This window comes from Bradyrhizobium sp. IC4059, from assembly GCF_020193615.1.
In the GTDB taxonomy this organism is placed as follows: domain Bacteria; phylum Pseudomonadota; class Alphaproteobacteria; order Rhizobiales; family Xanthobacteraceae; genus Bradyrhizobium; species Bradyrhizobium yuanmingense.
Map to the genome: position 1 here is coordinate 225,673 of NZ_JADYVH010000003.1, position 16,211 is coordinate 241,883.

9 protein-coding genes, 2 pseudogenes and 1 riboswitch are annotated in these 16,211 nt (G+C 56.9%); of the genes and pseudogenes, 8 read left to right on the top strand and 3 right to left on the bottom strand.

What is annotated here, in order from left to right; genetic code table 11:
* Positions 1-68: 68 nt before the first annotated feature.
* Positions 69-273, top strand: a riboswitch (cobalamin riboswitch).
* Positions 274-373: 100 nt separating this feature from the next.
* Positions 374-2,719, top strand: coding sequence for a 5-methyltetrahydropteroyltriglutamate--homocysteine S-methyltransferase (metE, locus tag I6F12_RS11350; RefSeq protein ID WP_225126458.1), 2,346 nt, complete (start codon positions 374-376; stop codon positions 2,717-2,719).
* Positions 2,720-3,233: 514 nt separating this feature from the next.
* On the opposite strand, the gene I6F12_RS11355 is transcribed toward metE, so the two are convergent.
* Positions 3,234-3,794 (bottom strand): hypothetical protein, encoded by a 561-nt coding sequence (locus tag I6F12_RS11355; protein WP_162131276.1) that lies wholly within the window; start codon positions 3,792-3,794, stop codon positions 3,234-3,236.
* A gap of 1,453 nt (positions 3,795-5,247) precedes the next feature.
* Between I6F12_RS11355 and I6F12_RS11360 the strand changes: the two are divergent.
* The 6 genes and pseudogenes from I6F12_RS11360 to cysN all read left to right on the top strand — a co-directional run.
* Positions 5,248-5,506: pseudogene (locus I6F12_RS11360) on the top strand (IS3 family transposase); the annotation flags it as partial.
* A 155-nt stretch (positions 5,507-5,661) separates the two neighbouring features.
* Positions 5,662-5,952: a hypothetical protein gene (locus I6F12_RS11365; protein ID WP_225126552.1), complete on the top strand. Its 291-nt coding sequence runs from the start codon at positions 5,662-5,664 to the stop codon at positions 5,950-5,952.
* A gap of 2,011 nt (positions 5,953-7,963) precedes the next feature.
* Positions 7,964-8,149, top strand: coding sequence for a hypothetical protein (locus I6F12_RS11370; protein WP_074448398.1), 186 nt, complete (start codon positions 7,964-7,966; stop codon positions 8,147-8,149).
* A gap of 792 nt (positions 8,150-8,941) precedes the next feature.
* Positions 8,942-10,045 (top strand): sulfotransferase, encoded by a 1,104-nt coding sequence (locus I6F12_RS11375; protein ID WP_275969508.1) that lies wholly within the window; start codon positions 8,942-8,944, stop codon positions 10,043-10,045.
* 210 nt (positions 10,046-10,255) lie between these two features.
* The gene (cysD, locus tag I6F12_RS11380) at positions 10,256-11,212 is read left to right on the top strand and encodes a sulfate adenylyltransferase subunit CysD (RefSeq protein ID WP_085969306.1); all 957 of its coding nucleotides are present in this window, start codon (positions 10,256-10,258) and stop codon (positions 11,210-11,212) included.
* Positions 11,212-13,095, top strand: coding sequence for a sulfate adenylyltransferase subunit CysN (cysN, locus tag I6F12_RS11385; protein ID WP_036016018.1), 1,884 nt, complete (start codon positions 11,212-11,214; stop codon positions 13,093-13,095). The genes cysD and cysN overlap by 1 nt, the downstream gene beginning before the upstream one ends.
* 1,327 nt (positions 13,096-14,422) lie before the next feature.
* Here cysN and I6F12_RS11390 read toward each other — a convergent pair.
* The gene (locus tag I6F12_RS11390) at positions 14,423-14,875 is read right to left on the bottom strand and encodes an Lrp/AsnC family transcriptional regulator (protein WP_036016017.1); all 453 of its coding nucleotides are present in this window, start codon (positions 14,873-14,875) and stop codon (positions 14,423-14,425) included.
* Between the two features lie 104 nt (positions 14,876-14,979).
* Between I6F12_RS11390 and I6F12_RS11395 the strand changes: the two genes are divergently transcribed.
* On the top strand, positions 14,980-15,603 hold the full coding sequence (locus I6F12_RS11395; protein WP_225126462.1) for a LysE family translocator: 624 nt from the start codon (positions 14,980-14,982) through the stop codon (positions 15,601-15,603).
* A 31-nt stretch (positions 15,604-15,634) separates the two neighbouring features.
* Here the strand turns inward: I6F12_RS11395 and I6F12_RS11400 are convergent.
* Positions 15,635-16,185, bottom strand: a pseudogene (locus I6F12_RS11400) (IS66 family transposase); the annotation flags it as partial.
* Positions 16,186-16,211 lie beyond the last annotated feature (26 nt).

Consider the following 16,211-nt stretch of genomic DNA (forward strand, 5'->3'; position numbering starts at 1 on the left):
CGCCTAGTAGATGTCGCACATTAGCGTGGCACATAATCTGAGAGGTTGACGGAAGAGTCCTCCTGCCGATAATCCAAGCTCGTCGAGGTTCTCCGAATCCCACTTGATCCGGAGCTAAGAGGGAAGCCGGTCCAAATGCCGGCGCTGCCCCCGCAACTGTGAGCGGCGAGCTACTGTCCAACGATGTCACTGAAGCCCGCACGGCTTTGGGAAGGCCGGACAGCAGCGATGAGCCAGCGAGCCAGGAGACCTGCCCCGACGATAGATTGGTCCACGGGCGGGGTGTCTCGGTGGTGCGCCAAGCAGCCGTCGCGCGCGCGACTTCCTCTGCCTGCGTCCGCCATGGCCTCTGTCCCCAACAGGGGTTAACACTATGTCTCTTCTCTCTCTTCCGGTTGCTACGCTCGGTACGCCACGCATCGGTCCAAGGCGTGAGCTCAAATTCGCTCTTGAAAGCTACTGGGCCGGAAAGATCAGCGAACAGCAATTGCTCGAGGACGCATCCGGCCTGCGCGCAGCGAACTGGGCTCGTCAGAAGTCTCTCGGCGTCACGGTCATTCCGTCGAATGACTTCTCGCTGTATGATCAGGTGCTCGATACAAGTGTCATGGTTGGCGCTATCCCGGAGATCTACGCCTCGAAAGGAGAATCCGTTTCCCTCAAGACGTACTTCGCCATGGCTCGCGGATCACAATGCGACGATCAGGATGCGAGTTGCGGTCTGGGCCCGCGGGGGTCTGGCGCACCCGCGCAGGAAATGACTAAGTGGTTTGATACCAACTACCACTACATGGTTCCCGAGTTTTACAAGGGACAGGGGTTCAGACTTTGCTCTCGCAAACCAATTGAAGAGTATGTGGAAGCAAAGGCTCTAGGCTTTCAAACCCGCCCTGTCATGATCGGGCCCGTCACATTCCTAAAGCTCGGTAAGAGTGCCGATAGCGCGTTCCAGCCCCTCTCCCTACTGGATGATTTGATACCGGTCTATATCGACGTTCTGCATGAATTGGCCGAACGAGGGGCAAGTTGGGTTCAGTTTGACGAGCCCTGCCTGGTCCTTGATCTGGACGAAGCGGTGCGAAAATCATTGCTACATGCCTATAACCGGTTCGCAAAGGAGGGACCGGCTATCAAGATCATGGTTGCCAGCTATTTCGGCGAGCTAGGCGACAATCTGGATACCGCATTGAGCCTCCCGGTTTCCGGTCTGCACTTTGATCTAGTTCGAGCGCCAGAGTTGTTGGATAAGATCGTCGCTGTCGGCCGAAGTGATCTCGTCATGTCGCTCGGGGTCATCGACGGCCGGAATGTATGGCGGTCGAACTTGTCGTCCCTTCGTCAGCGGCTGGAGCCCGCGATTGCGAAGCTCGGCAAGCACCGTGTACAGCTCGCTCCATCCTGCTCGCTGCTTCACGTGCCGGTCGATGTTGAACTCGAGACCGGGCTCACGTCCGACGTCAAGAGCTGGCTTGCTTTCTCTGTTCAGAAGATGCGTGAGCTTGCGATCCTGGCGCGAGCACTCGCTGGCGACCAAAATGTTGGGCTCGCTCTTGCCGATTCGGAATGCGCTGCGACTGCCCGCCGGACTTCGCCGAAGATCCATGATGCCAATGTCGCTACCCGGATGAGGGCGATCGACCAGACGATGCGCAGGCGCGCAAGCCCATTTGCCCGTCGTTCCGAGATCCAAAGGGCGCGCTTTGGACTACCAGCTTTTCCCACCACGACAATCGGATCGTTTCCGCAGACCAGAGAGGTTCGAAATGCTCGTGCGGCGCATGCGCTAGGCGCGATGAGCGACGAACAATACGACAGGTTCATCAAGGAGGAGATAGCCCGCGCCGTACATTGGCAGGAGGACATCGGTCTTGACGTCCTCGTGCACGGAGAATTTGAGCGCAATGACATGGTGCAGTACTTTGGCGAGCAACTCGGCGGCTTCCTATTTACCAGGAAGGGATGGGTACAGTCTTATGGTTCGCGCTGCGTCAGGCCCCCGATCCTGTTTGGCGATGTAGTGCGGTCGAAGCCGATCACTGTGGACTGGTGGCGCTATGCGCAATCACTAACTAGCAAGCCAATGAAGGCCATGTTGACCGGACCGGTGACGATCCTGAACTGGTCGTTTGTTCGCGATGATATTCCTCGAAGCGAGGTCTGCCGTCAGCTGGCGCTCGCCATCCGCGACGAAGTCCGCGATCTCGAGAATGCCGGTGCGGCCATGATCCAGATCGACGAAGCGGCACTCCGCGAAGGATTGCCCTTGCGCCGATCGGAGTGGAAGGCATATCTCGATTGGGCCGGAGAGTGCTTCCGCATTTGCTCATCGGGCGTTGCCGATCAAACGCAAATTCATACACATATGTGCTACTCAGAGTTTAACGACATCATCGGTGCGATCGCTGCAATGGATGCGGATGTCATTTCGATCGAAACGTCGCGATCGAAAATGGAGCTACTGGACGCATTCAGCAAGTACGACTATCCAAATCAAATCGGACCGGGCGTGTACGACATCCACTCTCCACGCGTTCCCGAGGTGGGCGAAATGCAGGAGCTGATGGTACTGGCTCGGACGCGTTTGCAGGAATGGCAGCTCTGGGTCAATCCGGACTGCGGCCTAAAAACGCGCAACTGGGAGGAGGTTCGGCCTGCGCTAACCAACATGGTCGCTGCCGCCCGCGAACTGCGTGCAGCATCCGATCCGCAAAACCATTGATCCCGCGCTCGGGTCTGTTCTCGACCAAGCGAATTTGCTTGTGGTCACTTGCGCTCTCCACAATCTCGAGCAAGCCTTGGGGCCAACCAAAATGCCTGGCCCCAGTTGGTGGTCCGAAGGAGGTGAACCCGGAGGAACGACGCTGACGCGTCGCGCTACTTGGCCGAGAGAGAATAGCCGACGGTTCATCAAGGCGAGAAACATTCGCCGAAAATATGGACTCATATCGACACATTTATCGTTGCTAATTATGACGTGGTAAGCGATCGTTTGGTCTGAGAGTCAAAATCTACACAGAGGTGTGTCGCTCGCGAGTACATTGGGAACGGTTGCGACAGCAATGCGAGGAGTGATGCCGGACGGTCACCGCAAGCCCCCACCACAATCGGTCCGCTCGGACATGTTTCCCGTCAGGCGCTCTCATTCAAGAAACTCTAGATAGTTTCCGACGAGAGGACGCCGAACCCAGTTCCTGCCTCAACTCACGCCAATCTATTGTGCAGGATGGCCGCCGCTATCCGAGCCAGATACGCCAATGCGTCGGCTGCACGGCGACGTGCTCTCCGGTATTCGCGTTGATCCATCCGCCGAACACCCGGCGACAAGGAAAGACCACCCGGTGAATTGAATTGCCCTCGATCACGGCAATCTCCAGATCCTGATCGAAGGGCGGCATGATTTCGAGCCGCTCCCAGATCGAATCGCCATTAGATCCTGGACGAAGTTCATCGCTGCGAGCTGACAAATTTAGACAACCTTGTGAACATTGCGAACATCGCTTGGTTTCCGCGCGAACAGGCTCTGCCCGATTCGACCGGACGGCGCGCGGTATCGATGGCGTGAGCCGCGGCAGAGGGCTATCGGCCGTCGCATCGTTGGTACGGAACACGGTCCGCTCGCGAACCGAAATATTTAGATTTCCGCCGGGAAACAAGGCCTGAGCTTCAGTCGAATCGATCTGGGTCAGCTCAAGACCTCGGCTGTTGGTATTTGTAACTGTTCTGCACGAACTAAACTGGTCTGCAGCTCCAGCAATCCGGCCCGCGGCGGGGTAGATGGTCCGGCTTTCCGTCATGTCACATCTCTTGTTGGTGACACATCTCCGTGTTCTGCAGCGTCATGGCGTGGGTGTGCGGGCGACCTCAGCCGCGCTCTCGCGCGCGTACCACGCGCTCCAGCGAGCGCGCGAAGACGCCGGATTCGGTTGACACCATTAGAATGAACGTAGCTTCGCTCGGAGCCCATAATCGGGCCTGTCCGCAGGTCGATAAAGTAGACGCCATCGCAAGCGGCGCAACTTATCATGTGCAGGTCATCGACCCGCGGCTCGGCTGCGCCCGGAAGGAGTCCTAAAAAGTGATCGCTGGTACCCGGACATGAAAGCATCATGGGCTCAAGTCGTTCTTTCCGCCATGCGTCTGACCTTACTAGAAGATGGCTGCTATCAGGACGGAGCCGCCGCAGCATTGATGCGGGTCAAAAGGCCAGTCCATCCGGAGTGGTTGAGCTCGAGCGGCAGCTACGTGCCACAGACGCCCGCGTTGGCAGTCGACATGTCCGAACTCGGGAGTCCGCCAGGGCCTCGCACTCTCTGCAAGACGCCAGCGTGTTGATTTGAGGCGCAACTCACGCTCCAAGGGCTACGGCAGCATTTTTCCTCATTGCTCCGTGCACGCGGATGGTCAAACGATTGTTCGCCTTTCATTGTCGGTAGCCTTGCGGGGCTGATCCCACCCTTAGGGTTTGGCACTGAAGTCCGGACCTGGGCTCGTGGAAACGTGGGCTGCGACAAGCCTTATGATCGGCTTTGCTGTGGCGGCGGCTGGTGGACTGTCGGATGCATGATCGGGGTTCCTTGCCTGATTGCTGCACGATCGCCTGCGCGTATAGTGCCTCGCCGCCGCATATGAAAAATCTGCACGCGCGCGCCTGCAATGCTAGTGCATGTTGCCCTCGATCGTCTCTGCGAGACAATCCTCGATCAAACACTCGGCGGCATGAGGCTCCTGAGAGGCGCTGCCCCTCGGCTCAAAGCGTCGTGCGATAAGGCAGGTAGGACAGACAGGCCATCCCTGTTCTTCGCGACAATAAGCGGCTCGCGCCGCGCTGTTACATCTGGATCTATCTTCGGACGAGCGGACAGACCTCTTGGGGTGCTGCTTGAGGCAGATCAAGTACTCTCGGTGCGAATGGCAGAATAGTAGATAAGCGAACCACGGGAAAAGAGGGGCATGCCTTCATTTAATGTTCGGTTTATTAAGACCGTTTGTGACGATACTGGCGGCGAGCATCGTGCGTGCCAGGCAGCATTCAAGGTCGATGCCGCCTCCCTGAGTGCTGCTGCTCAGCAGGCGGAGACTGATTTTTGCAAGCAAAAGAGTGTCCGCGATTGGACAATCTTCGCCGATGTGTTGGAGCTTCGAACCTCACCTGCATTAGCAAATCCATCCAATCAGCCTTTCGAGGATCCCCAAGGACGAGCTTCTCATGAGCAAGCAAGGGTTTCGCCCTTCCTGAGGTTTCCACGGAAGCGGGACATCTTCACCGACCAAGGCTCGTAGTTCACGGGCGCGACGTTCACCAGCGTGCTCGCCAGTCATGGCATCCCCCTTGCTTGCCCGGCGCGACAACGAATTCGTCGAGCATGCCTATGAGACTGTGTCCGACGCCCGCGTCTCGGGCGGACGATACCTCGCCTTCTACAATGGCCGGCGTCCGCCTTCGAGCCTTGGCGGCGGCGCTCCGGATCAAGCTTACTTCCGGCCGCTGCCATTCCGTGCGGTAGCCTTACTATGGCAGACGCTCCACTTACACAATCGGCACAGATCGGCAGTCGGTCTGTGGAATCCTGAAGGCACGGCCAATACCGGTAAGCGTGACCTTAAATTCGTACGACGAGGGGTCGAGAGTGAAGGAAGTCGTGGTGGGTACGGCCACCAATCATGCGGCTCACGATCGCGAACTCTCTTGCGATCTATTCTCTTATATCAATCTTAAGCTTCGCTGGGAGTGGTATTGTCCGCGTTCTCTCGTCGGCGGCAGCAGGTACGCAAGCTGGCGCACGGGTCCGCCACCGAATCCAGGACCGCTATCTCGGCGAACTGAATGAGGACGTCGAAGGAATTGTGAACCCGTTGCGGGAGCTTAACGTGAAGGTGCATCGACCGATGACCCTTTGCTCGTGCGGTCTCGAAAAGGTGGCTGATTATTTGCCAGAAGCAATGCGCAAGTGATAGTCGCGCCCGAACCACTCAAAAATAGTTCCCCAGCTTACGACGATGACGATCTGCCGTTGTCCAGTCTTTACATAGATATCAACGTCCTTTCGGTCCCTCCTGACGTCGTTTTAGTCAACGACGCCTGCCCCGAACTGGCCCGGATCCTTGAACACAGTCGCTTTCCGGTCATACCGGCTCGGCACCGCCATAGGTGGATCTTTATGGGAGGTCCATTGCTTTACTCTCGACACGGTCCGCGAAGACGGGACGGAGGATTTCTTCAACTATACCGGCGATAAACGTAATCGTCTGCTTCCCGAGGCGGCGCCTCGTAAAGCCATTGCTTGGGAAGCCTGATAGCTGGCGAGGGTGTGCTCGCTAGGACTGGTCAAGGTTATGCTGCATCAACTAGTTGCCAGAACCAAAAAACTGTAGCGTAGGTTCCGCAAAGCCGCAAAGCCGCAAAGCCGCAAAGCCGCAAAGCCGCAAAGTAGCTGAGTCAATTAGATGTACTCTCGCCACGTTTCAGGTCGACGATCGGCGAGTGCGCCTGTCAGCGGACCCTAAGTTGGGACGTGAACACGCTCACATCTTGCGCCACCATCGTGCCCGTGACGGTCTTGACGTATCAGGACGGGAGCTTTCGAATGTCATTTGATCGTCCAGTGACTTTAAGGGAGACTGTTGCTTCGATGTCACCAAACCGATGAACGGCCGGTCTACGCTCGTGCATAAAAGACACCACATGTTCGATATCTATTTGAACCAAAGACACGATCTTTTGGTCATTCCGACAGGCTTTGGGATCCCCGCGGGATTGGACGGCAATTGGAAGAGAAAGAAGCGGGCGGTTCGTTCCGTGAGCGACGTCATTCGTCAAGATGTACAACAGCGTGGTTACCACCGACGTCGTTTGATCTCGTACCGGTCCAAGGCGACACTTGAGACCTCGTCACACTCCTAGTCAACGCAGCTATCTAATGCTGAACCGTTCTTCGGAAACTTCGGGCAGGATGTGGCCGATGCCGTCGAAAGCGGTGCTTACCGCGGCGACAGCAGGCGGGTGTCGCGCATTGGGCTTAAGGAGGAAGCCTTCTTTTGAGGCGGGGCGCGCCTCTGGAGCTTACCGCAAAATAGGCGTTGTCGGGCTTTTCCTTGGGTCAAGGGCGTGTGCGTGAGTTTTCAGCTGTCTACCTCAAGATGCTGCCGGCCAGCCGCACGGTCGGGCAAGCATCGAAGTCGTTAAGCAGCATTGGCTATCTGTATAGCAGCGGCCCGGAGTGGCAGCTCGTATGAAGCGCACCGCAGCCGCGCGCCCCAACTCGGTATTTTCGGCCAAAGCTGATGCGGGAGGCCGGGTGCTGGATCCTCAGCGAGGAGGGAAGGGAATATTTTGAGACGCTCGAACACTTAGATCGGTGTGCTATGCAGGCGTAGGTTGAGCGACAAATCGCGCAACAGCCGAAAGCTGAGCAACCGCCCCTTTGACTTCGCAGGTGGGAACGAACGCGGGCAGAAAGCGCCCCACGGCAAGCGATTGAGCCCACGTAAACCGCTGCCGGCGTGACGGTCAGCCGATCACCCCCTTGCTGATGGTGATGTACTCAACTACACCTCGAAGTTCACATTTGGAAACAGTGGCGTTGTAATGGGTATTGCGAAGTTGTTCAACGCGGCTAGGGATATTGGCTTGATTTAACCTGAGGGATGGAGAATCTGGCCTCTTCATGCACATCAGCGTGGTCGAGACGACGGTCGGCTAAACTGATCTCGGGGTTGGCTTACTCATTCCAGAGAGTGTCAGTTGCTTAGCTGCGAATAGAAGGGCGTTGATTGGAACGTTCTCAGAGCGCGAGGTGTATATGAAGTTTACAGTTCCACAGCTGGTCTAGCCCAGACGTCTCGCGTTTGGAAGGCATGACCAAGTTATACGCTGGCGCCACTTCTATCATATTGTCTGTTTTTTGCGGTCGTCGTGCCGTGAAAACTATGCTACAAGCCGCTCCTCTCAAAAGGAGCATTCATCGTGAAGAAAGCAACCAAGAAACGCGTTAAGCGGCGCGAATGGACGAGGGCAGATATCAAGGAGCTCAAAGTCCATTCGAAGGCCCGAACCCCGGTCATAAAAATAGCAAAGATGACCAAACGCAGCGTCGGTGCGCTCCGCCAGAAGGCCTTGCATCTTGGAATCGGGCTCGGACACCAACGGTAGTTTTGAGCAGCGCTGGTACTGGCGCGATAGGGCGGCTCGCTGGGCCGCCCTCAGTACCCATAGAAATTTTGTCGGAAATTAGCTTTACGGATCCGCGCTGAGAGAGTGTTTGGATCCTGGTTCACTGTCGCGGTGGGAGCTCCAGCATCCTCTCATTATTGACGGACTATCTTAGACGTGGTCTCAACGGTTGTGACCAATCGGCAGTGAAGACATTACCTTGGTGATGGCCCAATCAAGGATCTCCCACATGAACGGCCGATCCAGTGTGTTGGCCGACCAACGGCGGTGCTCACTGGAAGTAGCGTCTGGATCGCTACCGCGCTGAGAAGATTGCTGCGTCCTGCCATGTGTGATGTTCGCGTTATAGTCTGCTTCTTTGCAGCACTCCGCTCATATGCCTAAATTGTTTGTGTATGCCGAGCCTCAGCAACGTGCATGTCGCAGTTACCTCTTCAATGCCCCAGCGCATGATGTGCCGCGCGCGGTCTTTGGCAAACGTCCGTATAGTTCTTTTCAACCTTGCTATATTTGCAGTCAATCTTCGTGCAATTGAGCTGTTGCTTGATTTCGTTTTATCGGTCGAGCAATCGGGGAAGCGATTGCAGTTATCGTTCTGTGATCCCGCCCGATCGGACTGAACGGGTCTCAAGTCATGAGTGGCAGACAAAATTCTTGTCCTTTCGACTCCTTGTACGCAAGCGGTTGCCCCCATGTGATCCGGCGGCCGGCTTTGTTTCGCCCAATCGAGCTAGCGCCGACAGATGGCGCTTGCCAAGCACGAGTGTCTGAATGATGAGCGGACGTTTTGGTCGTTCACCTGAGGTGTGCTTTCTCCTTGGTCTTCCACGATCCGGGACCACACTCCTGGCACATTTGCTGCAGCTCCATCCAGACATTGTGGCTCCGCCTGAACCCTGGTTAATGCTGGCGCTTGAAGCAATTGGCAAGGTGGATCGGCGTCATCCGGCCGGCAGCTCTCTAATTGAGGCCGCCACCTCCGAATTCTTGGGACGGATAGATCGCACGATCGTTAGCCGCGCTTTTGCAGATGCAGCATACGATCAGTATCTGGCAAAAGCGGGTAAGCGCATCATCATAGATAAGACACCACGCTATTGGACGGCACTTGAATTTGTTGAATCCGTCTATCCGGAATCGCCACACATCCTTCTGATGCGCAATCCCTACGCCATCGCCGCTTCACTGAAATCGACGTGGGGCATCCCACTGCGGGCAGAAAGCGCGCAGCCGGTGAGCGTATCCAGTCTCGCTGACCTCATGCTTCGACTGCCCGATGGCATAATATCTTCACTGGCCGATTTGGTTTTGGGTCTTCCTAGGCTCGCCGCGCAACGTATTCGCCCGCAGACTCATTTGGTGCAATACGAACTGCTCGTGGCGCACCCGGACGAGGAAATCCAGCGTCTACTGACAGCGCTCGGCTGTGATCCAGGAGGCGTCGCATCGGCGAGCATGGGACGAGTAGATTATCTTCAGTCCAGCAGCTTTGGAGACCGAAAAATCCTGGAACGAAACACCATCGACGAAAGCTCTGTCAAATCATGGCAATCTCAATTGAGCGTCGAAGAGATGCAAACCGTGACCGATCTGGTCGGTGCCGAGCTTTTGGTGGAACTCGGATATGAGCAGGAACTGCTGCATGCCCAGAAAGCCGGAGTTCTGGACAGGGGACGGGAAGTAACCGAACTCTATCGTCGGATATTCCGAACCTGGTGGGATTTGCGAAGTGCCAAGGCGGGAGGACTGTCCGGCTTATCTCACGCTGGAGAGTCGGCCCACACTACTTGGAACATTTCGGAGAACCGGGACGTAGCTATCGAGATGTTGCGAGGCGAGGTCGCGCGGCTTGAGCAGATCCTCGGGAGCTCCTAAGGACTCTGAATGCTTGTGATCAAGCCACGCTGGTTGATTTAGCCAACTTAACCGGCACGCTGATCTCCGATCAGGTGTGCCGCACGCCGGCCGTACGAGCGGCAGAATGCGATATGCTGCCGCGTCCGAAGTGTGCTGTCGAACGGGTCTTGGCCTCATTGACGAGCCGTGCGCCTTGGCCGGCCATTTCTGCCGCGGATATTCCCCGCTCTGGGCTGGAGCCATAGAGCGGCGAAGAACAGAGATCCTGCACCGAAAACAAGATATATGCTGCCAAAACATCTGCACCGTCTCGAAGCTGAATCGATAGAAATCATGCGTGATGTGGTCGCCGAGTTCAAAAGGCCCGTCATGCTTTACTCCATCGGAAAAGATTCAAGCGTTTTGCTACACCTTGCGATCAAGGCGTTCTATCCGGCAAAAATACCTTTCCCCCTGCTTCACGTCGATACGACCTGGAAGTTCCGCGAGATGATCAGCTTCCGAGACGCGACAGCCAGGCGGCTCGGCCTCGACCTGATTGTCCATGTCAACAAGGACGGCAGCGCGCGTGGGATCAATCCGATCGATTCCGGCTCCGCGCTACATACCCAGGTGATGAAAACGGACGCGCTGAAACAGGCGCTCGACCTCCACGGATTTGATGCCGCCTTTGGCGGAGCCCGGCGCGATGAGGAAAGAAGTCGCGCGAAAGAACGGATACTCTCCTTCCGTTCGGCTGGACATGTATGGGACCCCCGTAACCAACGGCCGGAGCTCTGGAGCCTGTTCAATACACGGATTCGCCAGGGCGAAACCATGCGCGTGTTTGCGATGTCAAACTGGACCGAGCTCGAGGTGTGGGAATACATCATGATCGAGAAAATTCCGGTCGTTCCGCTCTACTTCGCAAAACGAAGACCGATAGTTCATCGAAATGGTGCGATGATCATGGTTGACGACGAGCGATTGCCGCTTAACTGCGACGAGACGCCGGAAATGCGGATGATCCGCTTTCGCACCCTTGGATGTTATCCCTTGAGCGGGGCTATCGAATCCGATGCGACGACGATCGAAGGTATCGTCGCAGAAATGCAGACCGCGACCGTGTCGGAGCGCCAGGGGCGCCTAATTGACACCGATGAAGCCGCTTCAATGGAGAAGAAGAAGCGGGAAGGCTACTTTTGATGTTTACAGAGCCGACAACGGAACCGGTTCCGGCCCGGACGAAGGATCAGCTACGATTCATCACATGTGGCTCGGTGGACGACGGTAAATCGACGCTGATCGGCCGATTACTGCACGACAGCAAGATGATCTACCACGATCAGATCACGGCGCTGGAACGCGACAGCATCAAGTACGGTAGCACCGGGGATAACATCGACTTCGCGCTGCTTGTGGACGGCCTCGAGGCCGAACGGGAGCAGGGCATTACGATCGATGTTGCCTACCGCTTCTTCACTACGCCGCGGCGCTCCTTCATGGTGGCCGATACTCCCGGCCATGAGCAGTATACCCGCAATATGGCTACCGGCGCCTCGCAAGCCCAGCTCGCCATTATCCTGATCGATGCCCGCAAAGGCGTGATGGTTCAGACGCGCCGCCACTCCTTTATCTGCGCGCTGCTCGGTATTCGTCATATCGTGCTGGCAGTGAACAAGATCGATCTTGTCGCATACGACAAGGAGTGCTTCGATCGGATCGCGTGCGACTATATGGCCTTCGCCGCCGGTCTCGGCTTCACCTCGATCGTTCCGATCCCGATCTCGGCGCGATACGGCGACAACGTCGTAGACCGCTCCGCGCGTGCCAACTGGTATCGTGGTCCCTGCCTGCTTGAATATTTGGAGAGCATTGACATCCAGTCCGGCACCGCAAGCCAGGCTTTCCGCTTTCCGGTACAATGGGTGAACCGGCCAAATCCGGATTTTCGGGGCTATGCCGGGACGGTGGTTTCGGGGAGGATCTCGGCGGGGGATGAGATCATTGTCGCCACGTCGGGACGGACCACGCGCATCAAGCGGATCGTGACCCACGGTGGCGACCTTGTCGGCGCCGAAGCCGGGGATGCGGTGACCATTACACTGGAAGACGAAATTGATATCGGCCGCGGCGACATTCTGTCCCGACCGGACGATCAACCGAAGGTCGCCGACCAATTCGCTGCTTATGTGATTTGGATGGACGAGGAGCCGCTCGCTCCCGGACGCAATTACATCCTGCGGATCGGATCGCAGACGATTTCCGGCAGCATTACCGAAATTCGGCATCGGATCGACGTCAACACTTGTGCGCATCTGGCCGCCGGGATGGTTTCGTTGAACGAGATCGCCTTCTGTAATGTTGCGACCACAATGCCCGCAGTATTCGATGCTTATGACGTCAATCGGAAGACCGGATCATTCATCGTCATCGATCGTTACACCAATCGTACGGCGGGGGCCGGCATGATTGCCGTTCCGCTGCGGCAGACCGCCAATATTGCTAGGCAAGCCCTATCCGTGGATAGGAGGGAACGTGCCGCGCTCAAGAATCAAAAGCCTTGCGTCATTTGGTTCACCGGCCTGTCTGGCGCGGGAAAGTCGGCGATTGCGAACCTCGTTGATCAAAAGCTGTTTGCGATGTCGCGGCATACCATGCTGCTGGATGGCGACAACCTCCGACACGGATTAAGCGCCGATCTGGGCTTCTCGGAGGCGGACCGCGTGGAGAACATTCGGCGTGTCGGTGAAGTTGCCAAGTTGATGGCGGACAGCGGCTTGATTGTGATCTGCTCGTTCATCTCGCCCACGAGAGCCGAACGGGACAGGGTGCGCATCCTTGTTGGCGACGAAGAGTTCATAGAAGTCTTTGTCGATACGCCGATCGAGGAATGCGCGCGGCGAGACCCGAAAGGGCTGTACTCAATGGCGAAATCAGGCAACATCAAGAACTTCACCGGAATCGACGCCTGCTACGAGGCACCAGAAACACCGGATATTCATCTCAGGACCATGGAGCAGAACCTAGAGCATTCAGCGAAAGCGGTAGTGGATGTCTTGATAGCGCGCTCAATTCTTGATGGTTAGATGTGCTCGCGCCAGGTCATCAATTCGCACAATATCCTTCCGGCGCGGCTCAGGCGGGACCTGCGGTCAAACTTTTCGCTCGAAAGGAACAGAATGGTCGCACCCTCTCGTGTACTCCCAGCTTCCGGTTATGTGCTCGAAGTGGATGGTCAATTCAAAACCGAGTACGCGAGCAAGGATGGAGCGGTGGAGCTCAAGAGACGCCGTCCCATGCTGCAGATCAGAATCTACGATGCGGTGAGAAAGGCCAGAGAGGAAGTCCGACTTCCACTAGGTTGAGGGGGGTGCCTCGCGCTTCTTGCTGCGCGTGCGGCCAAGGACACGCCGATCTGCCTTTAAAGCCGCGCCGGGCCGCGAACTCGGGCGGCTTTACTCTCCCGCACAGTACGAAGCGCGGGCCGCGGTTTTCCGGGGCTGGCTATCCGGCGAGCCTGGGCTTACTCCAGGTATATTGATCAATCTGAAGCGAGCAATCGGTCGCGATCCATCCTGTCGTGACCTATGGTAACGTCCGGCAAGCTTGCTTCCTTTTGGCCGCCGCTCGTAGGCGAACACGGTCGGCGTACGCCCAGCACCTTCATCGCGAGGCAACGCTGCCGCGACCATTAGGCATCCTGCGCTACGGAGCTCCGTTGCGTGTTCGCGTCATGCTCCAGTCCTCCTTCCATCGTGTTGCCATGAAGGCGGCCATTGACGCGACCGAAAAGTTAAGGGAGCTCATCGCTGGCCAAGCGACAAAGAATGATCTCTCGATGAGCCGCTCTGGTCAGCCATCGACGCGCTCGACCGCACTTTAGACCGCGTAGAACGCGAGTGCACATCAACGAGCGGGCCTGCGGAGGAATCAAAGCGAGCAGAACGGCTCGGAAGTGACTATCCTCGAACCAGAGTGCCTCATGGGCGAGGTACTTGCGCTCACCGAGTGCTGGTGATGGGTGGCTCGCCGGCTGAGGCGTTTGAGCGCCGTAAATCACCGTACCTTCGCCGCCATGATCGCCCGGTGAGATGTCTCGCGGCGAGCGGCGTGTAGTAGCGAACAATGGATTCTGCCGACGATCGATTTGAAAGATGGACCTGTACCACTCATCTGGACTCGGCTCGACGCACTCCCAGCAAATCAGGACAACATGCTCTGTCGCACGGCCGCTCGCCGAAAGGTACCTACTGATCCTTGCTAAGCGGCCAGCAAGGATCGCTCAATCATCAAGTCGAACTCGACCGCAGGCGGCAAAGTCCTCTCGAGTCAACCGATAACAGCAAAGCGATGCAGGAGTGATCTCGCCGGCAACGCGGAGAAGCGTAAGCGGTGTTTTCCTCCCACCTGAGATCAGATCGGGAATGGTCGGCTCGGGATTACACTTTTCATCACCAACGTCGAATTGAGGCGCATGACGTGTGGCAGGGCGAGAAGGCTGTCGTCGTACAGTCTTTGGAATGTAGCTAGGTCCTTGCTGACGACGTGAAGCATGTAATCAGGCTCACCGAAGAGTCGCTGGGCTTGGACTATCTCGGGCACCCCGAGCAGCGCCTTCTCGAACGCCAACACGTTTTCTCTGCTCCCCTCGCGAAGAGTCGCATAAACAATAGCCGCAAACCCAAGGCCCAGCTTCGATGGCTCTACGGAGGCTCTGTAATCCGTTATCACTCCGGCTTCTTCCAGCGCTCTCAATCGACGATGGCAAGGCGAAAGGCTTAAACCGACGCGCTCCGCTAAGTCGGTAGCAGAAATGCGTCCTTCGCGTTGAAGAATAGCAAGTATCTTGCGGTCAATTGCGTCCATGCGAGAGAATATGCCTCAGATCGCTCGTTCATTGCAATAATTTGGGAGCACATTTCGCCAGCGACGCCGTAAAAATCCGCATCTCGCAATCAGAGGTGCATGAGATGGAAATCGGTTTGGTCGCCGCCTTTTGGGCTTTGTCGCTGTCACTTGTCCTGACACCAGGAGCCGATTGGGCTTACGCGATATCGGCAGGCATGAAGGATCGTGCGATAGTGCCTGCCGTGGCTGGAATGTTGCTGGGGTACGTAGCAGTCACGACAGTAGTAGCCGCTGGTGTGGGAGCCATCGTCGCCAGCGTGCCGTCTGTCCTAACTGGGCTTACACTGATCGGCGCGGCCTACTTGCTCTATCTTGGGCTTGCGGTTTCACGGAGCCCGCCCCTTCCGGAAGCAGGTCAACAGCAGACAGGAAGTTGGTATCAGTGGCTGACGCGCGGCTTTGGTATCAGCGGCATCAACCCTAAAGCGCTGCTGCTCTTCCTGGCCATCCTACCGCAGTTCACCAGTCGTCTGTCTACGTGGCCGATATCGGCACAAATCGCCTTGCTGGGCGTAGTTCACATAATCAATTGTGCCGTGATTTACACAGCAGTGTCGGCCACCTCACGTGCTGTCCTTCGAACCAGACCACGCATTGCTCGGCTGGTCGCACAAGCTTCCGGTGTCGCGATGATCACTATCGCAATCGTGCTTATTGTCGAACAGCTATCACAGTTCAGCAGGTGACTGCTCGTTCGATCAGGGCATCCTGCAAACTTTAGCCATTTGTCCGCCGCGAATAGTTCCACGGCATCAGCACGTCGACATGCATCTGCCTGTGCCCGTTTACGATGGCGGTGAGTGTGGAGGACAGGTAGGCGAACGGATCGACGGCATTGAGTTTGCACGTTTCGATGAGTGAGGCGATGGTCGCCCAGTTCTCCGCTCCTGCATCGTGTCCGGCAAAGAGGGCATTCTTCCGGTTCAACGCAATCGGCCTGATGGTGCGCTCAACCGTATTGTTGTCGATCTCGATCCGGCCGTCAGTCAGGAAGACGCAAAGGACATCCCAGTGTTTGGCGATATAGGCCAACGCCTCACCGAGCGGCGACTTGCCCGCGACACGGGCGCGATGATGCGTCAGCGAAACCCTCATGTCCGCGATTAGCGGCGCTGATCGTTCCTGCCGCCCGGCGAGCGAGCTTGTGCGGAACCGCGCAGTTCTGCCTCGATCCGATAGAGTTCACCGATCCGCTTCAAGCCTTCGTCGGCAATCGGCGCTGATCCGGTGCGAGTGATCTCGACCAGTTTACGACAAGCATGCGCCCAACTTGCGTCAGGACAAGTCCTGGAAA